Annotated in this window: 23 protein-coding genes and 2 riboswitches; of the genes, 5 read left to right on the top strand and 18 right to left on the bottom strand. The window is 41.5% G+C overall.

Going from position 1 to position 22,937, the window contains the following annotated elements; translation table 11 throughout:
* Position 1: 1 nt before the first annotated feature.
* The 6 genes from D8844_RS01145 to D8844_RS01175 all read right to left on the bottom strand — a co-directional run bounded on the left by D8844_RS01145 (position 2) and on the right by D8844_RS01175 (position 7,867).
* Positions 2-1,999 (bottom strand): DUF1430 domain-containing protein, encoded by a 1,998-nt coding sequence (locus tag D8844_RS01145; protein WP_125421220.1) that lies wholly within the window; start codon positions 1,997-1,999, stop codon positions 2-4.
* A gap of 305 nt (positions 2,000-2,304) precedes the next feature.
* Entirely contained in the window at positions 2,305-2,652 is a 348-nt protein-coding gene (locus D8844_RS01150; protein WP_125421222.1) for a VOC family protein, read from the bottom strand.
* A gap of 109 nt (positions 2,653-2,761) precedes the next feature.
* A complete protein-coding gene (gene spxB, locus D8844_RS01155; RefSeq protein ID WP_000191808.1) occupies positions 2,762-4,537 on the bottom strand; it encodes a pyruvate oxidase in 1,776 nt (591 codons plus the stop codon).
* A gap of 320 nt (positions 4,538-4,857) precedes the next feature.
* Positions 4,858-7,080 (bottom strand): heavy metal translocating P-type ATPase, encoded by a 2,223-nt coding sequence (locus tag D8844_RS01165; protein WP_125421225.1) that lies wholly within the window; start codon positions 7,078-7,080, stop codon positions 4,858-4,860.
* A 9-nt stretch (positions 7,081-7,089) separates the two neighbouring features.
* Positions 7,090-7,461 (bottom strand): cupredoxin domain-containing protein, encoded by a 372-nt coding sequence (locus D8844_RS01170; RefSeq protein ID WP_000935056.1) that lies wholly within the window; start codon positions 7,459-7,461, stop codon positions 7,090-7,092.
* 10 nt (positions 7,462-7,471) lie between these two features.
* Positions 7,472-7,867 (bottom strand): CopY/TcrY family copper transport repressor, encoded by a 396-nt coding sequence (locus D8844_RS01175; RefSeq protein ID WP_125421228.1) that lies wholly within the window; start codon positions 7,865-7,867, stop codon positions 7,472-7,474.
* A gap of 188 nt (positions 7,868-8,055) precedes the next feature.
* Positions 8,056-8,154, top strand: a riboswitch (TPP riboswitch).
* Positions 8,155-8,238: 84 nt separating this feature from the next.
* Here D8844_RS01175 and thiD point away from each other — a divergent pair.
* The gene (thiD, locus tag D8844_RS01180; RefSeq protein ID WP_125421231.1) at positions 8,239-9,030 is read left to right on the top strand and encodes a bifunctional hydroxymethylpyrimidine kinase/phosphomethylpyrimidine kinase; all 792 of its coding nucleotides are present in this window, start codon (positions 8,239-8,241) and stop codon (positions 9,028-9,030) included.
* A 46-nt stretch (positions 9,031-9,076) separates the two neighbouring features.
* Here thiD and thiE read toward each other — a convergent pair whose 3' ends face one another.
* The 8 genes from thiE to lctO form a co-directional block, all read right to left on the bottom strand.
* Positions 9,077-9,709: a thiamine phosphate synthase gene (gene thiE, locus D8844_RS01185; RefSeq protein ID WP_125421234.1), complete on the bottom strand. Its 633-nt coding sequence runs from the start codon at positions 9,707-9,709 to the stop codon at positions 9,077-9,079.
* A complete protein-coding gene (thiM, locus tag D8844_RS01190) occupies positions 9,702-10,505 on the bottom strand; it encodes a hydroxyethylthiazole kinase (protein WP_125421237.1) in 804 nt (267 codons plus the stop codon). Before thiM ends, thiE begins: the two co-directional genes overlap by 8 nt.
* Complete coding sequence (gene thiW, locus D8844_RS01195; protein WP_125421240.1) at positions 10,505-11,029, bottom strand: energy coupling factor transporter S component ThiW; 525 nt, start codon at positions 11,027-11,029, stop codon at positions 10,505-10,507. Before thiW ends, thiM begins: the two co-directional genes overlap by 1 nt.
* Before the next feature lie 3 nt (positions 11,030-11,032).
* Entirely contained in the window at positions 11,033-11,725 is a 693-nt protein-coding gene (gene tenA / locus D8844_RS01200; RefSeq protein WP_125421243.1) for a thiaminase II, read from the bottom strand.
* 10 nt (positions 11,726-11,735) lie between these two features.
* Positions 11,736-12,386, bottom strand: a complete 651-nt coding sequence (locus tag D8844_RS01205; RefSeq protein WP_125421246.1) for an energy-coupling factor transporter transmembrane component T — start codon at positions 12,384-12,386, stop codon at positions 11,736-11,738.
* 1 nt (position 12,387) lies between these two features.
* Positions 12,388-13,773 carry an ATP-binding cassette domain-containing protein gene (locus D8844_RS01210; RefSeq protein ID WP_125421249.1) on the bottom strand — a complete coding sequence of 462 codons (1,386 nt, stop codon included), beginning with the start codon at positions 13,771-13,773 and terminating at the stop codon, positions 12,388-12,390.
* Positions 13,774-14,334, bottom strand: a complete 561-nt coding sequence (locus D8844_RS01215; protein WP_185757654.1) for an ECF transporter S component — start codon at positions 14,332-14,334, stop codon at positions 13,774-13,776.
* 158 nt (positions 14,335-14,492) lie between these two features.
* Positions 14,493-14,581, bottom strand: a riboswitch (TPP riboswitch).
* A gap of 148 nt (positions 14,582-14,729) precedes the next feature.
* Positions 14,730-15,866: an L-lactate oxidase gene (gene lctO, locus D8844_RS01220; protein ID WP_000120743.1), complete on the bottom strand. Its 1,137-nt coding sequence runs from the start codon at positions 15,864-15,866 to the stop codon at positions 14,730-14,732.
* Between the two features lie 209 nt (positions 15,867-16,075).
* Here lctO and D8844_RS01225 point away from each other — a divergent pair, with 209 nt between their 5' ends.
* Genes D8844_RS01225 through D8844_RS01240 form a run of 4 tightly spaced genes read left to right on the top strand, consistent with a single transcriptional unit; the run spans position 16,076 to position 19,030 of the window.
* The gene (locus D8844_RS01225; RefSeq protein WP_125421255.1) at positions 16,076-16,756 is read left to right on the top strand and encodes an amino acid ABC transporter permease; all 681 of its coding nucleotides are present in this window, start codon (positions 16,076-16,078) and stop codon (positions 16,754-16,756) included.
* Positions 16,716-17,393 (top strand): amino acid ABC transporter permease, encoded by a 678-nt coding sequence (locus tag D8844_RS01230; RefSeq protein ID WP_125421258.1) that lies wholly within the window; start codon positions 16,716-16,718, stop codon positions 17,391-17,393. The genes D8844_RS01225 and D8844_RS01230 overlap by 41 nt, the downstream gene beginning before the upstream one ends.
* Positions 17,394-18,152, top strand: coding sequence for an amino acid ABC transporter ATP-binding protein (locus tag D8844_RS01235; RefSeq protein WP_125421261.1), 759 nt, complete (start codon positions 17,394-17,396; stop codon positions 18,150-18,152).
* Between the two features lie 11 nt (positions 18,153-18,163).
* Positions 18,164-19,030 (top strand): cysteine ABC transporter substrate-binding protein, encoded by an 867-nt coding sequence (locus D8844_RS01240; protein WP_049485378.1) that lies wholly within the window; start codon positions 18,164-18,166, stop codon positions 19,028-19,030.
* Positions 19,031-19,092: 62 nt separating this feature from the next.
* Here the strand turns inward: D8844_RS01240 and pyrE are convergent, their stop codons facing one another.
* The 4 genes from pyrE to D8844_RS01260 form a co-directional block, all read right to left on the bottom strand.
* The gene (pyrE, locus tag D8844_RS01245; protein WP_042769052.1) at positions 19,093-19,725 is read right to left on the bottom strand and encodes an orotate phosphoribosyltransferase; all 633 of its coding nucleotides are present in this window, start codon (positions 19,723-19,725) and stop codon (positions 19,093-19,095) included.
* A 39-nt stretch (positions 19,726-19,764) separates the two neighbouring features.
* The gene (gene pyrF, locus D8844_RS01250) at positions 19,765-20,460 is read right to left on the bottom strand and encodes an orotidine-5'-phosphate decarboxylase (protein WP_125421264.1); all 696 of its coding nucleotides are present in this window, start codon (positions 20,458-20,460) and stop codon (positions 19,765-19,767) included.
* Between the two features lie 245 nt (positions 20,461-20,705).
* Positions 20,706-21,869: a cell division protein FtsQ/DivIB gene (locus D8844_RS01255; RefSeq protein WP_125421267.1), complete on the bottom strand. Its 1,164-nt coding sequence runs from the start codon at positions 21,867-21,869 to the stop codon at positions 20,706-20,708.
* A 9-nt stretch (positions 21,870-21,878) separates the two neighbouring features.
* On the bottom strand, positions 21,879-22,937 hold the full coding sequence (locus D8844_RS01260; protein WP_125421270.1) for a UDP-N-acetylglucosamine--N-acetylmuramyl-(pentapeptide) pyrophosphoryl-undecaprenol N-acetylglucosamine transferase: 1,059 nt from the start codon (positions 22,935-22,937) through the stop codon (positions 21,879-21,881).

Genomic DNA, 22,937 nt, shown 5'->3' on the forward strand with positions numbered 1-22,937 from the left:
ATTACCCTCCTTTCAGATATAAGATACTACTTGTTTGGTGTTGCCTTAATTGAAAGAAAAAGAGTGCGAGAAAACCAACAGCCATAAAAATAGGAAATAGCGTAACCAAGATTGGGAGATGTAAGAAAGTAGCCAAACCTGCTAATAAAAAGTAACCACACATCAAGGTAAGCAAGTAAAAATGATGAATCACAATAAGAGATTTTCCTGCTAAACGTTCAATAAAATAAGTCTTACGCCCTTGATAAAAATAAAGTGTATTTAACAGAATCATCAACAGGACGGAAGTAGCTAGGCTAATGCACGACGCAATAAAGAGTAACAATCTTTCCACTGTCACCTGTTGGATTTTTGATTCAAAAGAATAAAGACCATTAGTAAAGCTTCCGATATGTGCTGTCATTTTATACTGTTTTATAATTTCCCTGACTTGCTCAGGATGGTCAAAAACATAGTTTGATATATCAAATCCTGCAACTTCTTGTCTTTCATAAGCAGATCCATACACGATAATAATCGGATCGTGAACAAAACTATCTCGATTAACTAAGTAATGTACAGAAGTAAAAATCGGATAGATAAAGAGGTTTTCTCCTCCCTCATAAGTCGCAACTTCCACTCTTTCATCTGGATGATTTTTCCTAATTGGTGCATTATCGGGTGCAAATCCCTTTTGAACAAACCGAGACCAAAGCTTTTTCAAATCCTCAATCTTATTTTCCTTACTCTTTGGAATTAAAATCAAACGATCAAAGTCTCCCATTTGTTCAAAGAAAGCTTGTCCTTCTGTGTTTAGTTGAAGACCACTTTGCTTAATGAACTTTCGATTAACTTTTAGTTGATTTGAAATATTTTCAGAAGTTGGATAATCAGAGTTTTTCTGAGAATTACTAGACATAGCAATATAATCTAAAGTAGTTCCAATGTATAGTGGCTCAGTTTTTGAGACTAAGTCACCGTAAAATGCCTGTACTCTTTCTTTATCAACTTTCTCCTCTCCTGTATCAAGACCATGAGTCGCAAAATAACTAGGATATTGTGTCCACGCTTGCTTCCCTTCTTCCAAGGTTCTCACTTGTCTAGTCATATCCACCACCCCATAAATGCTGTACATAACCGTTAGGAGTGAAAAAATCTGTGTTACAATAACCAAAACAAAAATCAAATGCAAGGGAGCTTTCCCCTTAAGGGATAGGTTCATCGGTTGTCTCTGTAAGATATGATAAAACAGATTGGAGGCAAAAAAGTTTAGAAAAAGTAGAATGACTAACCAAGCTAGTAAGGGAAATCCAATCAATTCTATAGCAAGTAATGTAGCATTTCTTTGTAAAATAAGTATAAGAATAGCTAGTACAAATACAATGCTAGCACTCCCTACTAAAAAAAGACTCTCTTTCCAAATTCCCCTAAGGGCAATCTGATACTTACCTAATCCTGATATTCTCTTGATACTGACCGATCGAATATTAACAATATAGTCCGCAACCAGGAGTGTAAGAAAAGAAATTAGAAAAACAAAGGCTATCATAATAGCTTGTGGATAAACTAAGAGAAATTTTAAGAGGGTGAGTCCAGAATTTGCTTCCACAGCATTCGCTTGATGTCCCTTTTCAATCAATCTGCCTGCCAAATCTTGAGCGCTTAGATTTCCTTTGACAATAATATAAAGAGTATTATATGAAGCATTTTGAATAAGTCCTTGGTTTTCTTGTAAGGGTAAATCTTTTGGTAGTTCTCCTCCAATAGGAATGTAAGTGTTTTCCACCTCACCTCTCTCATTTTCTTTAACATCTACTATTCTCCTCGCCAGAACAGTTCCAGTATCTTCTGCAATTTTCTGTAAATCCGTAGCAATGGAACTAGTCGAACTCACAACATCAACTTTCTGACTATAACCTCCCAACAATTCACTCTTATAGTGGTAAACAAAGAGAAGACCGACAAGGGTTATCAAGACAAAGGAAGAACATGCTAATATTTTTTTTAATAAACCATACATAGATGACTCCTTTTATACGAAAAAAGAGGGGAAATCACCTCCCCTCCCTACTCACTAATCAATACCAATTAAGACTCTAATAAGATAAATGCTTTAAAAACGCATTATTTCCTCCTTCCTAATTTATTTAAAGCACTCACTCCACCTATATTTATGTTCATTATAGCGCAACAAGAAAGCGCTGTCAATCATTTGTGTGCTAAAAACCGTTATAAAAAGACCGGATTGCTCCGATCTTTTAATAATTCGCATTCTCAATTTCTATTTTAAAAATAGCTAAGGTTAACGTCAAATGACTACGCGCCCTATTTCATACGATAAAAATCAAGCACTAAACTAGCTGGACCTTTTACAAGCAAGGATTCTGTCCCCCAATCAGTTACAGCTGGGCCGTTTAAAACTGTGATACCAAGATCTTTCAACCGTTGGTAATTCTGCTCTACATCCTCAACCTCAATGTGAAGAATGATTCCTGACTGAAAGTTTTCCAAAGAAATCAAATGTTTCTCTGACAACATAAGACAATGACTGCCAATAGTAAACTGAGCAAAACTGTCGTCAACATAATCGGCTTTTTTATCCAAAATACGCTCCAAGTCAGCACAGACTTGAGGAACTTCTGAAACGATGATATCTAATTGATTTAAATTCATTTACTATCCTCCAGAAAAAGATCAGATTACTCCGATCTTTTCAAGTTCGACTCTTGAAAATCAAAGAATAAAATCTACAACGTTTACATTTGATTTTCGATGAGAGAAATTATTTGATTGCGCGTGATTGCAATCCTTCTTCTTCCAAGAAGAGGCGGAATGGTACGAGTTCTTCTGCTTCGTATTTTTCCTTGAAGGCTTTGATTGCTTCTTCTGAGTGAAGTTTTGGATCGAGTTCAAGTACTTCTACTGGAAGTGGACGATGTTGAGAGATGCGAGCATCGATCACAACAGTTTTACCTTCTTTGTTCAATTTAACAGCTTCAGCAACAACTGCATCGATATCTTCGATACGATCAACTGTAAATCCTACAGCACCTTGTGCTTCAGCGATTTTCGCATAGTCAGCATTAGGGAAGTCACAACCAAACAAGTGTTTGTTTGTGTCTTCGTATTTGTCCTTGATGAAGGCATATTTACCATTTGAGAAGACAACATTGATAACTGGAAGGTCATATTGAACGTTTGTGATAACGTCTGGGTAGCACATGTTGAATGCACCGTCACCCATGATGTTCCATACTTGGCGATCTGGATTGTCTTTCTTAGCAGCGATACCACCAGGAAGGGCAATACCCATTGTCGCAAAGAGTGGAGATGTACGCCACATGTTCTTAGGTGTCATGTGAAGGTGACGAGTAGATGTTTGAGTAGTGTCACCTACGTCGATTGAGTAGATAGCGTCTTGATCAGCATGTTTGTTGATTGCATTGTAAACTTGGTACAATTGCAATTCACCCTCAGTTTTACCTTCGAGTTTGTTCATGTAATCACGCCAGTTTTGGTTGTTCTTCACGTTTGCACGCCACCATGGAGTAGACTCAACTGGGTTTACTTTGTCAAGGATTGCTTTCGCTGCTTGACCTGCATCACCAAGGATAGAAGCGTCAAGGGCATGACGTTTACCAAGTTTGTAAGGGTCAATATCGACTTGAATGAATTTCTCAGTGTTCTTGAATGCTTCGTAAACTTCAGCAAATGGGAAGTTTGAACCAAGGAAAAGAACGGTATCTGCTTCAAAGACAACTTCGTTGGCTGGTTTCCAACCAACACGGTAAGCAGAACCTGTCAAACCTTCATAGTTCCATTCAAAGGCTTCAAAGTTTTTACCAGTTGTGATGATTGGTGCTTTGATTTTACGTGACAATTCAGTAATCACTTCACCAGCTTTAACACCACCGTAACCAGCGTAGATAACTGGGCGTTCAGCATTGTTCAAGATTTCAACTGCTTTGTCAATTTCAACTTCGTTCAAGGCAGGAGCGATGAATGAACGTTCGTATGAACCTGAACCGTAGTATGAGTTTTCGTCGATTTCTTGGAAACCGAAGTTTACTGGGATTTCAACAACAGCTGGACCTTTTTTAGAAACTGCAGCACGGCAAGCTTCGTCGATTACTTTTGGCAATTGCTCAGCGTAAGCGACACGTTTGTTGTAGACAGCGATACCGTTGTACATTGGGTTTTGGTTCAATTCTTGGAAGGCATCCATGTTCAATTCATTAACAGGACGTGATCCAAGGATAGCAAGGAATGGAGTGTTATCCATAGCTGCATCGTAAACACCGTTAATCAAGTGAGTCGCACCTGGACCACCTGAACCAACTGCAACCCCGATTGAGCCGCCGAATTTAGCTTGCATAACCGCTGCAAGAGCACCTGTTTCTTCGTGGCGAACTTGCAAGAAGCGGATATCTTTGTCTTCAGCCAAAGCGTCCATCAATGAGCTGAGTGTTCCTGATGGGATACCGTAGATTGTGTCTACGCCCCATGTTTTCAATACGTTGAGCATTGCTGCTGATGCAGTAATTTTCCCTTGAGTCATTATAACTCTCCTTCAAATATTTTTAAAATTTGATTCATCCGTTTTCATATACTAATTGGAAACGTTTCAGCAAATTTTTACTCTACTACTTTACCATAATTGTTTTTTGTCTCCTAAAAATGTGCTCAGAAGTTTTTATTCTCTATTACAGTACAGTTTGAAAGCGTTTTTTAGAACTGTTTTATAATACTCAATGAGAATTAAAGAGCACACTAGGAAACTAGCCGCAAGTTGCTCAAAGCAGAGATTTGAGGTTGCAGATAAAATTGATGTGGTTTGAAGAGATTTTCAAAGAGTATAAAAAGCGGGCAAGCCCGCTTTTAGTCTATCTTAGTAACGTTTAGCATGAGTGAACTAATCAAAACAGATACAGAGCTAAAGGCCATAGCTAGACCTGCCAGTTCTGGATTGAGAACGAGACCAATTCCTGAAAAGACTCCTGCTGCAATCGGAATTCCGGCGACATTGTAGATAAAGGCCCAGAAAAGATTGAGCAGAATTCGATTAAAGGTTTTCTTACTCATATCAAGGGCACGAACAACTCCTAAGAGGTTATTAGTTGTCAACACCAAATCTGCTGACTCGATGGCAATATCTGTTCCAGCTCCCATAGCAATTCCCACATCCGCTACACTGAGGGCAGGAGCGTCATTGATACCATCCCCAACAAAGGCTACTTTTCCAGCTGATTGTAGTTTATGGATTTCATGGGCTTTTTCTTCTGGCAATACACCTGCAATGACCTCTTCAATGCCAATCTGATCTGCAATGGCACGCGCCACACCAGCATTATCCCCTGTCAGCATGACTGTTTTAAGACCTCGTTTTTTCAACTGACTGATGGCAAGTTTAGCATTTTCCTTAGGAATATCTTGTAGTGCAAGCAAGCCTTTGATTTCATTGTCAACAGCCAAGAACACAACTGTCTTAGCTTCTTTTTCCAGTTCTTCAAGTTTTTCCTGATAAGCATTAGAAATATCCATGCCATCTAGCATTTTAGCATTTCCAAGTAAGACTTGTTTCCCATTGATTTGCCCTGAGACACCTTTTCCGTGCAAGGCTTGGAAATTTTCAACAGTTTGAATCTCAAGTCCAGCTTCACTCGCTCGCTTGACAATGGCCTCAGCCAGTGGGTGTTGGGAAGCTTCTTCCAAGGAGGCTGCCAATCCAAGCACTTCTACTTCGTCGCCGATAATATCTGTTACCACAGGTTTCCCTTCTGTCAAAGTCCCTGTTTTATCAAAGACGAGAGTTTGGACTTTCTGGATTTCCTGTAAGACTGTTCCATTTTTTAGGAGAACCCCCATCTTGGCACTGCGACCTGTCCCCACCATAAGGGCCGTTGGTGTTGCAAGTCCCAAGGCACAAGGGCAGGCGATAATCAACACTGCCACCCCATAAAGGAGAGAGGTCACAAAGCTAGCCTCAAGCAAGACAAACCAAACCCAAAAAGTCAGAATCGCTAAAATGACAACTGCAGGAACAAAAATCCCTGAAATTTTATCCGTCAAATCCTGAATCGGTGCACGGCTGGTTTGAGCTTTCTTCACAAAGTCCACAATCTGTGCCAAGACAGTCTCTGAACCAACTTTTTCTGCTTTAAAAATAAGAGTGCCACTATTATTGATGGTAGAGCCAATCACAGTATCTCCAACTGTTTTGTCTACTGGCAGACTCTCACCTGTCACCATGGATTCGTCAATACTGGAGACGCCTTCGACTACAACACCATCAACCGCAATCTTTTCACCGGGACGCACTCGAATCAGGTCACCTACCTTGACTTGTTCCAAAGGAACTTGAACATAGCGATCATCACGCAAGACTTCTGCTGTTTTAGCTTGCAAATCAAGTAATTTCTCCACAGCTTGGGAAGTGTTTTTTCGCATTTTCTCCTCAAAAACTGCCCCTAAAAGAACGAAGAAGAGGATAAATCCAGCACTTTCAAAGTAAACAGGGAGCCCAGCAAAGAGAGCAACCAGACTATAAAGATAGGCTACCAGAGTTCCCAGTGCCACTAAGGTATCCATGTTGGCATTGTGTTTTTTAAAGCTGGCCCAAGCACTCTGAATATAAGGACCACCTGCTACCAGCATAATAGGCGTTGTGGCTAAAAAGGTGCCCCAATGCATGACTGGATGACTAATAGTCCCTGTCAACATCCCGATCATGAGGAAAACAAGAGGCAGGGTAAAGATACTAGTAATCCAAAAACGCTGTAAAAGGGATAGAGATTTTCGCGTCTTCTCAACTACGGTATAGCTCCCCTTTTGCATCTTCATGCCACATGAAAATTCATGTTGACCTAATTCTTGAGGTGTAAAACGAATTGTCTTCTCCTCGTCTACACCGATTGGTTCTAGAATCCCTTCTTCTTCAAAAAGAATTTCCTTATAACAGTTTGAAGGGGTGGCACGATGAAAGGTAATCTCAGCGGGAATCCCTTTTTGAAGCTGAATGTGGGCTGGATGATAGCCTTTTTCAGCTCGGATACGGATTTTTTGAATGCCATTTTCTAGGCTTGCTTTCACAATTTCTGTCATAGTCTCCTCCTACTCTACAATCATCTTGCCGTGCATCATGTTCATACCACATGCAAAGCCAAACTCTCCAGTCTGCTCAGGTGTGATTTCCACTACATACTCTTCACCCATAGGAAGATCCGCATGCACACCAAAATCTGGAAAGACGATCTGATCTAGACAGGGTGAAGGGTCCTTACGGTCAAAGACGATACGGGCTGGCACTGATTTCTTGAGAATAATCAACTCAGGCGTATAGCCCCCCATGACCTCCACACGAATCTCTTGGTAGCCCTTTTTTTGCTGGGCCTTTTGTCCAGATTTTTCAGGCTTTTTGAAAAACCAAAACAAGATAAACGCTATAAGGGCAATACAAATAATGGTTACAATACTATTTAACATGGCGTCTCCTTTACATACAATTACATTTTACTTCAGAAACTGCCCTGGCTTTCTTTTCAGAAATCACAGCTTCCAAGTCTGCCAAATCAGTCAAAGTGAAATCACATTCGACAATCAAATCAGCCAACAAGTTCTTAATCCTACGAGAACAAACCTTGTCCTTGATATCTTGGACAAGTAAATCCCGACTTTGGTCCAAAGTTAAAAGGGCCGAATAAACAAAGGACTTGCCCTCTTTTTTCCGAGTCAAACACTCTTTCTCTACTAAGCGAGCCAAAAGAGTTTGAACAGTGGACTTGGACCAGTCAAACCGCTCTGCCAGAACCCTGATCAAATCCGTGCTGGTCTGTCCCCCTTGCATCCAAATAATCTTCATGACCTGCCATTCTGCATCTGAAATCTGCATAATCACACCTCCTAAATCTACATTTGTCGATTACAGTTATTAGTATACTCCGAAAATCTACATTTGTCAACTATAATTTTTATTATTTTTTCGAAAAGAAAAATAGAATTATAATCATGTAACGAGAGATTTTCAATCAAATTTCACTATATAAACTATAAAAATATGCTATACTGTAGAAAAAAGAAAACAACCACTAGGGGTGCGTAAAGCTGAGATTAACGACTGTTAGATCCCTTTGACTCAATCTAGGTAATGCTAGCTGATGGAAGTGGAAATGATGATGAGGACTAGCTGGTCTTCTATTACTTTCCTGAAACAGACTAGCTTGTTCTTAAGAATACAAACTTCAGTTGGTTGGGAGGTTTTAGATGACTTATTTACCCGTTGCTCTAACTATTGCAGGGACTGACCCTAGTGGCGGTGCTGGCATTATGGCTGATTTAAAGTCATTCCAAGCTAGAGATGTCTATGGAATGGCCGTTGTGACCAGTCTTGTCGCTCAAAATACCAGAGGCGTTCAATTAATCGAGCACGTCTCCAACCAAATGTTGGAAGCTCAATTGGAGAGTGTCTTTTCGGATATCAAGCCCCAGGCTGTAAAAACTGGTATGTTGGCAACTACTGAAATCATGGAGATTATCCAGCCCTATCTTAAAAAGCTAGATTGTCCCTATGTGCTTGACCCTGTTATGGTCGCTACGAGTGGGGACGCCCTAATTGATTCCAGTGCGAGAAGCTACCTAAAAACAAATCTGCTTCCCCTTGCAAGCATTATCACGCCCAATCTTCCTGAGGCAGAAGAAATTGTTGGTTTTTCAATCCATGATCCAGAAGACATGCAACGTGCTGGTCGCCTGATTTTAAAAGAATTTGGTCCTCAGTCTGTAGTTATCAAAGGTGGTCATCTTGAAGGTGGTGCTAAGGATTTCCTCTTTACCAAAGAGGAACAGTTTGTCTGGGAAAGTCCTCGAATTCAAACCTGTCATACCCATGGTACTGGATGTACCTTTGCTGCTGTGATTACGGCTGAACTAGCCAAGGGAAAAACCCTTTATCAAGCAGTCGATAAGGCCAAGGCCTTTATCACAAAAGCCATCCAAGACTCTCCTCAACTCGGTCATGGTTCTGGTCCAGTCAACCATACAAGTTTTAAAGATTAAGAAAAACTCTCTAGTTCCCACTTTAAGGAAATTAGAGAGTTTTTGATTAAGAAATCATGTCATCAAGCTTTGTTAAAAAAGCTTGCGTTTTTGCCTCAATATCTTCTGCCTGCATCAAATCACGTACGACAGCTACACCAGCTATACCAGTTGCAGCAAGCTGGTCAATATTCTCTGACGTCAAGCCTCCAATAGCAACTACTGGAATGGCGACCGTTTGGCAAATGGTTTTCAAGGTTGAAATCAGGGTGATGGGTGCATTTTCTTTGGTCGTAGTCGGGAAAATGGCTCCTGTTCCCAAGTAATCCGCACCCGATGTTTCTGCTTCGAGGGCTCTTTTTACTGTTTTAGCTGTGACACCGAGGATTTTGTCAGGACCCAAGACTTGGCGGGCAACGGAAACTGGTAGTTCATCGTCTCCGATATGTAGACCTGCAGCATCAACCGCAAGACAAACATCCAATCGATCATCGATAATTAAGGGGACCTGATAGGCATCTGTTATTTCCTTGACTTGTTTTGCCAGATGATAGTATTGATTGGTGGTGAGATTTTTTTCTCGTAGTTGGATGATGGTAACACCTGAACGGCAGGCCGTCTCGACTTTTTCAAGAAAGTTTTCCAAGGAATCTTGGTAGCGATTGGTTACCAGATATAGTCTGAGTGCTTCTCTATTCATAAAAGTCTCCTTTGATAGCATCTAGCCAATTTTTATCTCTTTTTAGAAGAGAGAGCTGATTGAGAGTTTGAAAGCGGAAATCTTCCAATCCCATTCCTTGAACAAGAATTCTCTCAGCAGAAATATTGAGATAAGAAACCGCTAAGCACGAAGCTTCAAAGGCAGTCTTTCCTTGGCTGAGAAAAACAGCTGTCAAGGCTCCAACCAGGTCTCCTGTCCCCGTTATCCAGTCTAATTCGTCACAGCCATTTCCCAATATTGCAACCTGATTCTCCGAAACAATGAGGTCCTTGGGGCCAGTGACTAAAAATGACAAACCAGGATAAAGCTGACACCAGTCTTTCAAGACTTGAAGCAGATCCTCAGTTTCTTGATCTTTAGCACTCGCATCGACCCCAACTCCGTGATGTTTTAAGCCAACAAGACTTCGGATTTCCGACATATTCCCTTTAAGGACTGTGGGCTTGTATTCTAAAAGATCTCTGACTAAGGTCTTTCGAATGGGAGATGCTGCTACGCCAACCGCATCTACTACCATTGGGAGACAAGCTTGAGCTGCATAAGTAGCAGCCATACGGATTGCTTTCTCCTTCTCTGCTGACAAATGCCCCAGATTGATAAAGAGAGCTTGACTTTGCTTAGTAAAATCAAGAACCTCACGGGGATCATCTGCCATGACAGGTTTAGATCCCAGAGCCAAAATGCCATTGGCCAGCATTTCACAGGAAATCTCATTGGTGATGCAGTGAATTAAGGAGCTAGAGGTTAGAGGAAAGGGATTTGTAAATTCCTGCATCAGTCTATCCTTTCACCAAAGAAATATCCCTGCACTTTTTTAAAGAATTCCTGCTTGATTAAAAATCGAAAGGCAATAAAGGAAATCGCTGTACCGATCAAGGTTGCTCCAAAAAATCGAGGAGTGTAGATAAACCAGCTAAGCTTGGCAGCAGATCCCGTAAAGAGAACCATAACAGGATAGGAAACAATGGAACCGATTATACCTGTTCCCAAGATTTCTCCTAGAGCAGAATAGCGAAATTTCCGACCATACTTATAAAAGAGACCTGCAAGGAGGGCTCCAAAAGTAGCTCCTGTGAGGGCCAAAGGGGGAATGCCCTGAGTAGACATACGGATAAAGGCTGTGACTGTAGCCATGACCAAGGCATAAACAGGTCCCATCAAGATCCCTGCAAGGATATTGACTACACTGGACATCGGTGCCATTCCTTCAATTCGAAAGATGGGTGTAAGAACTACGTCAAGGGCAATCATCATGGATAAAATGGTTAATTTGTGAACTTGTAGTTGGTGGTTTCTCATTTTCTATTTCTTCTCTTTTTCTAAAGACTGCAAATCACTCGTCCAGGTTTGATGTTGGTAAGCCATCTCCCAAAACTTAGCTTCCATGTGGACACTTCGATGGAAGGCCTCTAGCATTTTTTGTTTGTCTGTCTCGTTGCTTTCGCGATAGAGCTGATTGACCAGGGCTTCTTCCTCTTTAATCTGCTGTTCTAACTCATCGGTGATATAGGTCTCGATCCACTGCTGATAAAGAGGATTCGGAGATGGTTTGCGATTAAGTTCCTTGCCCAAATCATGGTATAGCCAAGGACATGGAAGCAAACTAGCAAAAGCAATCCCCAGGTTTGGCTCTGAAAACTGTCGATAAATATGAGAAATGTAATGATAACAGGTTGGAGCGATTGGATGTTGCTCCATTTCATGATCGCTGATTCCTAATTCCTTGAAAAATTGTTGACGGATAAATAATTCACCCTCCACTAGACTCTGGGCATTTTGTTTCAAGAGTCTTTTCATCTCCTCGTTTGAAGTCTTATCAGCCAAGAGGTGATAGGCTTCTGAAAAAGACTTCAGGTAATAAGCATCCTGAATCAGGTAATAGCGGAAAATAGAAGGTTTTAAATTTCCCTCTTGTAACTGTAATACAAATGGGTGATGAAAGGAAGCCTGCCAAGCTTCCTTGGATAATTCCATCGCAATATCTGTAAATTCCATAATAACTCCTTTATAAAAATAGACTGGTTTGAAGCAATAAAAAGAACAGCAGGTAGATTAATTTTGTTTTTTTAGAAATATAAAAAGTCCGATAGTGATTCTCCAACTGTGCATGTTCGTCATATCCGTGCGCAGACAAAGCTCTCAAGTAGAGATGGCGCCACCTAAAGACCGTCATCAGAACCTTGCTGTAAATCAAGGGCGACCAAACATGCAGTTCTTGACCACGTAATAAGCAAGCTTCTTTTAGAGACTTGATTTCTTGCTGAATGAGGGGAAAGGAATTGAATACCACAATTAAGGCATAGGCCCAAGACCGTGATAACCCCTTTTGAGCCAAGTACAATAAAAGCTCTTTTAAGGAAATACTGGAAACAAAGACAAGGCCGATACAAACCGTCACAAAAGCTCTCGTCCCAAGTATCACTGCCTGCGAAGCATCCCCATGTAACTGTACTGCCCAATAGTTGGCGAAGGATGGCAAAATGGCGAGCACAAGCATCCAAGCCAACATTTTAAATCGACGGTGATAGAGCAAAAAGAGTATGCAAAATGCGACTACAGAAAGATTAAGAGCAATCGAAGGAATGAAAGATGTTTCCAAGGATAAAATCAGCAAGAAGAGACTTAGTATCGGTGTCTGGGTTGCGACTTTGATCATACTACCTCACCTCCCCTTGAGCATTGCTACTCAGAAAACTGAGAGGTTTGCTGATGGTCACGTCTTTAATATGACGGAGCCCCTCACTAGTCATCTCCATCCAATAATCAACCACAGAAATCAAGGGATCTAAACGATGGCTAATGATCAAAAAACTGCTTCCTTGATCTCTGTCCTCCAGAATCCACTGACAGAAATAATGACAAGCTCTATCATCCAAACCTGCAAAAGGTTCATCTAGCAAAATCACAGAAGCCTTGCTGGTTAAGATGGTCAATAGCTGAAGAATCTTTTGCTGTCCACCACTTAATTGATAAGGACTCTTATCGAGTGCCTGATCCAAATTAAAATATCGTAAAGCTTGGAGAATCCGCTGATTTCTTTCAGAGTCTGAGCTATCTAATTGCAGTTCCTCTCTCAGACTGACTCGGATAAATTGCTTCTCAGCTTCCTGAATGACACCCGTCAGGTCACGATACAGACTCTTTTTCTTTTTTAGGACCGAACCCTTCCAAGTAATGCGCCCTCTATACTTTTGAAATTGAAGAATAGAGCGAAAGAGGGTTGATTTCCCGACACCATTATCACCCAAGATACAGGAAATTCCTTGGTAGATAGTAAAATCAGCAATCGAAAAGAGGGGGCGATTTCCCAGCTCACAAGTCACACGATCCATATGGAATAGTTCTGGGCTAGAAGCAACTTCCTTTGAAGCAACCTGTGTCATCTCAGAGGTAGGGAGTTGATTTATTTCCCTTAGTTGCCCGTCTCTTAGCTCCACCATATGGTCGATATAGGCTTCATAATCAGATAAATCATGGTCGCACAAAATAACTGTCTTCCCATCAGAGACCAACTCTTTTAGAATCTCCAATATCTCTATCCTACTTTTGCGGTCAATAGAAGCAAAAGGCTCATCCAAGAGATAGACCCTAGGATTCATAGCAAAGAGAACAGCCAAAGCAGCCTTTTGCTTTTCCCCACCTGATAAGTGATGAATGGGACGGTGCAAAATCGCCTTGCAGCGACATTGCTGGACCACCTCTGCTATTTTAGCATCAATCTCTTGAACGGGATGCCCAATATTTTCCAAGGTAAAAATCAGCTCCTCAAACAAGTTCTCCATGGTAAATTGGTGATTGGGATTTTGAAAGAGAATGCCGACCGTCTGAACACGTTCAACGATTGAAAGCTGACTGACCTGGTTTCCATCTATCAGGACTTGACCACTATAGGGTAAGGAAGTGACCTGGGCAATGATTTGAAAGAGACTGGATTTTCCTGAACCACTGCTCCCAACTAACAAGGTAAAAGCTTGCGCATGAAAAGTAAAATCAATCGGTTCCGAAAAGATTGGTGACTGAATCCCCCGTAGTTCCAGCCCCATCTACGCCTTGCCTCCAGCTGAAAACTGATGATAGAGTTTGACAATGGCACGAACCAAGATGGTACAGAAGAAAAAGACAGAAATAAAACGCACCACAAGCAAGGAAAGGACAAAAGGAAGGGAGAAGGCATAGTAACCTAATTTAATGTATTCATAGACAAAGCTAAAAAGCGTAATTCCAATACTATTAGCAGTTAGAGAGAGCCAACTTTCATAGCGATTCTTGGTTACAAGAAAACCAAATTCACTTCCCAGACCTTGAACCAAGCCAGACAAAAGAGCTCCTAGACCGAATTGACTACCATATAGGACTTCAGCAAGCGCAGCGAGCACTTCTCCAATCGTCGCACTTCCGATTCTTGGAACAAAGATAGCCGCAATGGGCGCAGCCATACACCAGAGACCAAAGAGGATTTCATTGGCAAAAGCCTGTAAACCAAGAGGGGCCAAGATTAGGGTGAGGATATCAAATAGATAGCCTGAACCCACAAAAACGCCACCAAAAAAGATAGACAAGAAAGCAAGCAAGATAACATCTTTTAACTGCCATTTTTTCAACATAAAAAACTCCTTTTTTAAAGAAAAGTGGGGCATTCAAGAAGAGCTACCAAAAGGCTTGCGGTCAAGCCTATCCTCTTTTGATAAACAAAAAAACTCCAATTACAAACGAGAATTAGAGTTTACCTTACAAGATTAGACAGTTCTTTTCAACATACGAAAAAAACCTTTTCACATTTCCCTTCGCCAGTCTTAACTGTATCAGGTTCAATGGGTATCATCTCAGCCTAAAGCACCCCAAATGTCTTTATTATTTAATTACTGGACCAGTATAACAGAAATTGAAAGCTCTAGCAAGATATTTGACTGGAAAATATATTTATATAGTTTCTAATAACAATTTATTCTTTCTATACACAAAGAAAAACCTCCACATAAGGTAGAGGCCGTCTTCTTTATCAATACAATTTCAAATCACGAGGGTCGACTGGGAAGGTTGGGTTGTATGGGTTATGACGGAGTTTGAAGTGTTTGACATCCTCAATAGTCTGAGTTCCAGATAACTGCATGACTGTCTTCAATTCTGCATTTAAGTGCTCGAAGACTTGACGCACACCAACACTACCACCAAGAGCCAAACCATAGATCACAGGGCGACCAATAGCTACCAAGTCTGCTCCTGAAGCCAAGGCTTTAAAGACGTGTTGACCGCGACGAACACCAGAGTCAAAGACAATTGGCACACGTTTATCAACTGCTTCAGCCACTTCTTGAAGCGAGTCAAAGGATGCTGGTCCACCGTCGATTTGGCGGCCACCGTGGTTGGTTACCCAGATACCAGAAGCACCTGCGGCAAGCGAACGTTCAACGTCTTCACGGCATTGTGGCCCCTTTACATACACAGGAAGACCTGAGTATGTAGCGATAAATTCGACATCGCGTGGAGACAAGCGTTGTTTAGCTGACTTGTAAACAAAGTCCATTGATTTTCCAGCACCTTCTGGCAAGTATTCCTCAACAATCGGCATGCCAACTGGGAAGACAAAACCATTGCGCTTGTCGACCTCACGATTGCCCCCTACAGTTGCATCCGCCGTCAAGACAATTGCTTTGTAGCCTTCAGCCTTCACACGGTCCATGATATGGCGGTTAATTCCATCATCCTTACTAAAGTAAAATTGGAACCAATGAGGTGTTCCTTGAAGAGCTTCCGTAATTTCTGGAAGGTCAACGGTAGAGTAGGAACTAGTTGTATAAAGAGAACCAAACTCATGCACACCACGCGCAGTAGCTACTTCCCCCTGCTCATTTGCCAATTTATGAGCCGCAACAGGCGCCATAATGATTGGTGAAGACAATTTTTCACCTGCAAATTCAATCTCTGTACTTGGATTTTCAACATCACAAAGCGTATGAGGAACGATCAGTTTGTGGTTAAAGGCACGGATGTTCTCGCGTAAAGTGAAAGTATCTTCTGCTCCACTAGCGATATAACCAAAGGCAGCTTTAGGAATGACTTGTTGCGCCATTGGCTCCAAATCATAGGTGTTAATAAAATCTACAGGTCCTTCTGCATTGCTTGTTTTATATGACATAAAGTGTCCTCCTTATTAAGTAAGCGTTTACTTTAACTTACATAAACTATCTTACCTCTTTTTCAGAATCCTTTCAAAAATTTTGTCTGGAAATTTCAAATCACAGACATGATAAATATTTTCTATCATTGTGATAAAAAATTCATATTATCCAAACATGTCCTTTAGTGCTACAATAGCTATATTATTCCTAGATGGGAGGTTCTATTTTGGATTGGTCCATTGTTGAACAATATTTACCACTCTATCAAAAGGCATTCTTTCTGACCTTACATATCGCAGTTTGGGGAATTTTGGGTTCTTTTCTTGTAGGTCTAATCGTTAGTGTCATTCGTCATTATCGCGTTCCTATCTTTTCACAGTTAGCAACAGCCTACATCGAATTGTCACGAAACACGCCCCTTTTGATTCAGCTCTTCTTCCTCTACTTCGGGCTTCCCCGAATAGGGATTGTTCTTTCTTCAGAAGTCTGTGCAACAGTTGGGCTCATCTTTTTAGGTGGCTCCTACATGGCTGAATCTTTCAGAAGCGGACTGGAAGCAGTCAGTCAAACCCAGCACGAGATTGGTCTAGCCATTGGTCTAACGCCTGTACAGGTCTTTCGCTATGTGGTTCTTCCGCAAGCGACTGCGGTAGCCCTACCGTCCTTTAGTGCCAATGTCATTTTCCTCATCAAAGAAACCTCTGTTTTCTCTGCAGTAGCCTTAGCCGATCTCATGTACGTAGCCAAGGACTTGATTGGACTCTATTATGAGACAGACATTGCACTGGCCATGTTGGTAGTTGCTTATCTGATTATGCTTCTGCCCATCTCTCTAGTTTTTGGCTGGATAGAAAGGAGGCTCCGCCATGCAGGATTCGGGAATGCAAGTACTCTTTCAGGGAAATAATCTCCTGCGAATTCTACAAGGATTGGGTGTCACGATTGGAATTTCCATTCTCTCCGTCCTTCTATCTATGATTTTCGGAACAATCCTGGGAATCATCATGACCTCACATTCTAGAGTTATTCGTTTTTTAACACGCTTTTATCTGGAATTTATCCGTATCATGCCCCAGCTAGTACTACTTTTCATCGTATACTTTGGATTGGCTCGAAACTTTAATATCAATATCTCAGGTGAAACTTCGGCCATTATCGTTTTTACCCTCTGGGGTACAGCTGAAATGGGAGACTTGGTTCGTGGGGCCATCACTTCCCTCCCTAAACATCAGTTTGAAAGCGGACAGGCTCTGGGCTTGACTAACTTCCAACTTTACTATCATATTATCATTCCACAGGTCTTGAGAAGACTACTACCGCAAGCCATCAACCTTGTCACTCGGATGATTAAAACGACTTCCTTAGTTGTCTTGATCGGGGTTGTGGAAGTTACCAAGGTTGGACAACAAATCATCGATAGCAATCGCTTGACCATCCCAACCGCTTCCTTTTGGATTTATGGAACTATCCTGGTCTTATATTTCGCAGTCTGTTTTCCTATTTCCAAACTATCCACTCACTTAGAAAAACATTGGAGGAACTAAATGTCTGAAACTATTTTAGAAATCAAGGACCTAAAAAAATCCTTTGGAGACAATCCCATCCTCCAAGGCCTTTCTCTGAATATCAAAAAGGGGGAAGTTGTCGTCATTCTAGGGCCATCTGGTTGCGGAAAAAGCACTCTCCTTCGTTGCCTCAATGGCTTAGAAACCATACAGGGTGGAGATATTCTTCTGGACGGCCAGTCCATTATTAGCAACCAGAAAAACTTTCACCTGGTTCGCCAAAAGATTGGCATGGTCTTTCAAAGTTATGAACTCTTTCCTCACCTAGATGTCCTTCAAAACCTCATACTAGGCCCTATCAAAGCTCAGGGACGAGACAAGAAAGAAGTAACGGAGGAAGCTTTGCGACTACTGGAACGTGTGGGTTTGCTTGATAAAAAAGACAGTTTTGCCTGCCAATTATCTGGTGGACAGAAACAACGAGTTGCGATTGTCCGTGCCCTTCTCATGCATCCAGAAATTATCCTCTTTGACGAAGTGACAGCTTCACTGGATCCAGAAATGGTGCGTGAAGTTCTGGAACTCATCAATGACTTAGCTCAAGAAGGGCGTACCATGATACTGGTAACTCATGAAATGCAGTTTGCCCAAGCTATTGCAGATCGGATTATCTTTCTCGACCAAGGGAAAATCGCTGAAGAAGGAACGGCTCAGGAATTCTTCACCAATCCACAAACCAAACGAGCACAGGAATTTTTAAACGTCTTTGACTTTAGCCAGTTCGGCTCATATCTATAAAGGAGATTTTTATGAAACTACTCAAACCAATTCTAACTGTTTTTGCTCTAGCATTTGCGCTTATCTTTGTCACAGCTTGTAGCTCAGGTGGAAGCTCTGATGCTTCTTCAGGAAAAACAACCGCCAAGGCCCGCACTATCGACGAAATCAAAAAAAGCGGTGAGCTACGAATCGCCGTATTTGGAGACAAAAAACCATTTGGTTATGTTGACAACGACGGTTCTTACCAAGGCTACGATATCGAATTGGGTAACCAATTAGCTCAAGACCTTGGTGTAAAGGTTAAATACGTCTCCGTTGATGCTGCCAACCGTGCTGAATACTTGATTTCAAACAAGGTGGATATCACCCTTGCCAACTTCACAGTTACTGACGAACGTAAGAAACAAGTTGACTTTGCCCTTCCTTACATGAAAGTATCACTCGGTGTTGTGTCACCAAAAGATAAAGTCATCAAAGACGTTAAAGAATTAGAAGGCAAAACCTTGATTGTTACAAAAGGAACGACTGCTGAAACTTATTTTGAGAAAAATCACCCAGAAGTAAAACTCCAAAAATATGACCAATACAGCGATGCCTACCAAGCCCTTCTTGACGGACGTGGAGATGCCTTCTCAACTGACAATACGGAAGTCCTAGCTTGGGCACTCGAAAATAAAGGATTTGAAGTAGGAATTTCTTCCCTCGGAGATCCAGATACTATTGCGCCAGCAGTTCAAAAGGGTAATCAAGAACTTCTTGACTACATCAACCAAGAAATTGAAAAATTAGGTAAAGAAAACTTCTTCCACAAGGCTTATGAAAAGACACTTCATCCAACCTACGGTGATGCTGCTAAGGCAGATGATCTAGTTGTTGAAGGTGGAAAAGTCGACTAACATCTAATAAACATAACAAAAAGAAATCAGGTAATCCTAGTGACTACCTGATTTTCTATATTTTAGGCATTTTGCCAATTTTCTTGGTCTTCTTTAAAGCGTTTTAGGAGAGCGAGTCCTTCTGGCGTGATGTAACCTTCTTCTTGGGCTAAGTGGATCAGTTCGCTGTAATTTGAAAGTGTCACCAATTTCACATCAGCATCCGCAAAATTCTTATCGGCTTTCGGCAATTGATAACTGAAAATCGCTACAACTCCAAGCACATCGGCTCCTTCGCGTTTAGCAGCTGCTACGGCTTCAAGAACAGAACCGCCAGTTGAAATGAGGTCTTCAACAACAACCATCTTTTGCCCCTGAGCTACACGACCTTCGATTTGATTACCAGCTCCGTGGTCTTTTGGTTTGCTGCGGATATAGGCAAAAGGCAAGTTCATCTTGTCAGCGATGATAGCTCCGTGTGGAATTCCTGCTGTCGCAGTTCCTGCAATCACTTCTACTTCTGGAAATTCTGCTTTAATAGCTTCCACAAAACCATTTTCAATTAGGGTACGAGTCTCTGGATAGGCTAACGTCACACGGTTATCAGTATAAATTGGCGATTTGATACCAGATGCCCAAGTGAAAGGCTCCTCTGGTTTGAGGTAAACAGCTTGGATTTTCAAGAGGTGGCTAGCGATATCTTTAGCAAGTGTCATAGTATTCTCCTTTTATTTTTATAATCTATTTCTTTCATTTCAATCTTGGTTCCATTCATCCTTGATAGCATGATAAGCTGCAACAGGATATTCAGCTTGGGTAATGGGACGTCCTACTACGATATAGTCACTACCGATTTGATAAGCATCCGCTGGCGTCATGACGCGTTTTTGATCTCCAACCGCAGCTCCTGCCGGACGAATTCCTGGCGTCAGACAGATAAAATCTGGATTGGTGGCTTCTTTGATGAGTTGCACTTCCTGAGCCGAGCAAACGACACCATCCAAGCCTGCTTCAGCTGTCTTTTTGGCATAGTGAATCACAGACTCTTGCAGGCTGGTTTGGATATTTTGAAAATCTTGCATCTGGCTTTCCGACGTTGATGTAAGCTGGGTCACAGCGATCAATTTGGCTTGTGTCCCCAGACCTTCACGCGCAGCCTTCATCATCTCTACACCACCAGCAGCATGAACATTGGTCATGTCTACACCAAGCTGGGATAAGACCTTCATAGCCGATTTAACTGTATTGGGAATGTCATGTAGCTTGAGGTCCAAAAAGACACTATGTCCCAGTGACTTCAAATAACGGACAACTTCTGGACCTTCCGCATAATAAAGCTCCATCCCTACTTTTAGATAAAGACTTTCTTCTGCCGGGAAAAGAGATAAAAATTCCTTGACCGCCTCAAAACTAGGAAAATCAAGAGCAATAACTGGACGATGTTCACGCATACCTTTCTCCTTTTACCTTAGCTAGCAAGAGAGTATGGTTAAAAATAAACCACGAAAAAAGGAACCTTCCAACAGCAAGGTTCCACGAAAAATGGGTAGTCTCCACCCTTTCACCGTCTAACCTTAGCTGCCTCTCTGGACTGCTTTAAAGGTTTTTTTCTATTCTATTATTTATAGTAGGACTTGTCAAGCAAAAACTCGAAACTGGACTTCTATACCATTCAAAATCAAGAGGAAAAGTTAGTCTAACGACTCTGTGATTGCTGGCTCGTTTGGTTTTGATTTCCCTGTTCTTCTTGTTTTTTCTTTTCTTCTTCCTGTTTTTTCTTCTCAGCTTCCTTGGCCTCTTGTTTGGCTTTTTCCTCAGCCTCTTCTATCAGTTTATCCGCTATCGTGTAGCTGTATACTCCAGCTTCCATATCGACTACACTCGGTTCTGACAATTGTGGCTTAATTTTGCTGTAATAAGGCAATTTCTTGCTCAATTCTGATAGGGGAACCAAAATCTCATCTGTATCCAGCATGGTAATTTTTAAAAGATCTGCTGTTGCCTTGCTCGGCGCTAATTCGATTTTCTGGATTTGGCTCTTGATATCCTCACTGATGGTAGACAATCCTTTGATCAGTTCTTTCACCTGCTGCTCATCGTTAAAGGTAACTGTCAGATAAGTCTCAGGCAAGTTTAAGCGATCAATAGGAGTTGACTCTACTGTACCACTAGAAAGAATAGGATAATATTCTTCACCAGACACATAATAACCGACAATATCAAATTCCTTAACCTCAATCGTAAAGTTAGTCGGAAATTGATAGTTAATCTTCGCTGATTCTATCCAATGATTGGACTTGATTCGCTCAGCGTATCTTTCCTTATCCAACAATAGAGCTAAAGTATAGTCGCTATCTTGAATCCCAGAAGCCTGTTTGATGTCATCCGCCTGCGTGTTACTATTTCCCTTAACCTCGATATTTTTGATAGTCGAAAGTGGAGTCAATAGATAGACTGAAAGAAGGAGGACCAGGACACTGGGTACCAAGATACTCACAGCTCGCCAAATATGAACAGGCGCAATTTTAGGCTTGGCAGGTTTTTCTGGTTTCTCTGGTTTTTCTTTTTTCTTCTTCTCTTTTTCTTCTTTGACTTTAGGGGCATCCTTTTGAGATTTTTCTTCTTTTTCGGATGGTTCCTTGCTTGGACTTGAGGCTTCCTCGTCTGACTCACTCGATGATTTCTTGGATTCCTCCAATAGTTTCGAGTTGGCTTCCTTACGAGCTTGTTTTTCCTTTTCCTTCTCTTCAGCTAGGGCAGCTTCTTCCTCAGCCTTCTTCTTCAGGTATTCCTGGTTTCGTTTCTGCCATTCAGACAATTCTTGCTTCTGGTTTGATTCTTTTTTCTTATCCTTTGACATTGATATTCCTTATGCTAGGTCTTTTCTTAATAAATCGTAAAAATCTGCAAGAGATTTCAATTCAGTCGAAGCTTTCATGCTAGCTTGGTACTGATCCTTGTGACTAAGCAAGTGGCTGAGTTTCTCCTCCAAGCTTTCCAAGGTCAAGTCACTTTCTTGAAGTTCTTCTGCATAGCCTTTCTTAACAAAGTAGGCTGCATTTTCAATCTGGTCTCCTCGACTTGCTTCACGACCCAATGGTACGATGAGATGGAGTTTCGCCATGGCCAAGAGCTCGAAAATCGTATTGGCACCACCACGCGTCACCACCACATTTGCCATCTTCATCAAGGGTTGATAGAGATCCGTCACATAATCAACACGAAAGAGATTTTGACTCAACTCATTGAGGCTTGAATCTCCAGTTAGATTGATAATATTGTAGCGCTCTGTCAACTCTTTTTTATGGTCTGTCACTAATTGGTTAAATACACGGGCTCCTGCAGAACCACCGACAAACAATACCGTTGGCAATTTAGGATTAAAGTGGGTTTGGATATCCACCAATTCATCTGGTTCTGGAGTGTTTTGGTCTGAAACCTTGGTTACTGCCCCCACATGCTCGACTTTTGCAAGACCAGCAGGCTGCTCAAATGTTGAATACATCTTAGTTGCAAATTTATAGGCGATTTTATTGGCCAAGCCCATAGAAAGGTCCGATTCGTGAATAAAGACAGGTACCCCTGACACACGCGCTGCGATAACCGGCGGTACTGAGACAAAGCCCCCCTTTGAAAAAAGAGCCTGTGGACGCAGTCGTAACATGATAAAGAGGGATTGGACGATACCCCAAGCAACTTTAAAGACATCTAGCATGTTTTGCCAGGAGAAGTAACGACGCAACTTCCCAGTCGCAATAGAATGGAAGGTAACATCCAAACCTGACTTGAGGATTTCTTGGTGTTCGATTCCGTGTTTATCACCAATGTAGTGAACTTCCCAGCCGTCTTCGATGAACTTGGGCATTAACAAAAGATTGAGGGTGACATGTCCAACCGTCCCCCCACCTGTAAAGACAATTTTTTTCAT

The organism is Streptococcus oralis (genome assembly GCF_003942875.1).
Lineage (GTDB): Bacteria > Bacillota > Bacilli > Lactobacillales > Streptococcaceae > Streptococcus > Streptococcus oralis_BX.

Bases quoted from the DNA above. Each gene is read 5' to 3' on its own strand.
- D8844_RS01255 (WP_125421267.1), bottom strand. From the start codon at position 21,869: ATGTCAAAGGATAAGAAAAAAGAATCAAACCAGAAGCAAGAATTGTCT.
- D8844_RS01205 (WP_125421246.1), bottom strand. From the start codon at position 12,386: ATGATCAAAGTCGCAACCCAGACACCGATACTAAGTCTCTTCTTGCTG.
- D8844_RS01145 (WP_125421220.1), bottom strand. From the start codon at position 1,999: ATGTATGGTTTATTAAAAAAAATATTAGCATGTTCTTCCTTTGTCTTG.
- D8844_RS01170 (WP_000935056.1), bottom strand. From the start codon at position 7,461: ATGTTAAATAGTATTGTAACCATTATTTGTATTGCCCTTATAGCGTTT.
- lctO (WP_000120743.1), bottom strand. From the start codon at position 15,866: ATGTCATATAAAACAAGCAATGCAGAAGGACCTGTAGATTTTATTAAC.
- tenA (WP_125421243.1), bottom strand. From the start codon at position 11,725: ATGGAATTTACAGATATTGCGATGGAATTATCCAAGGAAGCTTGGCAG.
- thiM (WP_125421237.1), bottom strand. From the start codon at position 10,505: ATGCAGGAATTTACAAATCCCTTTCCTCTAACCTCTAGCTCCTTAATT.
- spxB (WP_000191808.1), bottom strand. From the start codon at position 4,537: ATGACTCAAGGGAAAATTACTGCATCAGCAGCAATGCTCAACGTATTG.
- thiE (WP_125421234.1), bottom strand. From the start codon at position 9,709: ATGAATAGAGAAGCACTCAGACTATATCTGGTAACCAATCGCTACCAA.
- D8844_RS01150 (WP_125421222.1), bottom strand. From the start codon at position 2,652: ATGAATTTAAATCAATTAGATATCATCGTTTCAGAAGTTCCTCAAGTC.
- D8844_RS01210 (WP_125421249.1), bottom strand. From the start codon at position 13,773: ATGGGGCTGGAACTACGGGGGATTCAGTCACCAATCTTTTCGGAACCG.
- D8844_RS01230 (WP_125421258.1), top strand. From the start codon at position 16,716: ATGCAGGATTCGGGAATGCAAGTACTCTTTCAGGGAAATAATCTCCTG.
- thiD (WP_125421231.1), top strand. From the start codon at position 8,239: ATGACTTATTTACCCGTTGCTCTAACTATTGCAGGGACTGACCCTAGT.
- D8844_RS01215 (WP_185757654.1), bottom strand. From the start codon at position 14,334: ATGTTGAAAAAATGGCAGTTAAAAGATGTTATCTTGCTTGCTTTCTTG.
- D8844_RS01235 (WP_125421261.1), top strand. From the start codon at position 17,394: ATGTCTGAAACTATTTTAGAAATCAAGGACCTAAAAAAATCCTTTGGA.
- thiW (WP_125421240.1), bottom strand. From the start codon at position 11,029: ATGAGAAACCACCAACTACAAGTTCACAAATTAACCATTTTATCCATG.
- D8844_RS01260 (WP_125421270.1), bottom strand. From the start codon at position 22,937: ATGAAAAAAATTGTCTTTACAGGTGGGGGGACGGTTGGACATGTCACC.
- D8844_RS01165 (WP_125421225.1), bottom strand. From the start codon at position 7,080: ATGACAGAAATTGTGAAAGCAAGCCTAGAAAATGGCATTCAAAAAATC.
- pyrE (WP_042769052.1), bottom strand. From the start codon at position 19,725: ATGACACTTGCTAAAGATATCGCTAGCCACCTCTTGAAAATCCAAGCT.
- D8844_RS01175 (WP_125421228.1), bottom strand. From the start codon at position 7,867: ATGCAGATTTCAGATGCAGAATGGCAGGTCATGAAGATTATTTGGATG.
- D8844_RS01240 (WP_049485378.1), top strand. From the start codon at position 18,164: ATGAAACTACTCAAACCAATTCTAACTGTTTTTGCTCTAGCATTTGCG.
- pyrF (WP_125421264.1), bottom strand. From the start codon at position 20,460: ATGCGTGAACATCGTCCAGTTATTGCTCTTGATTTTCCTAGTTTTGAG.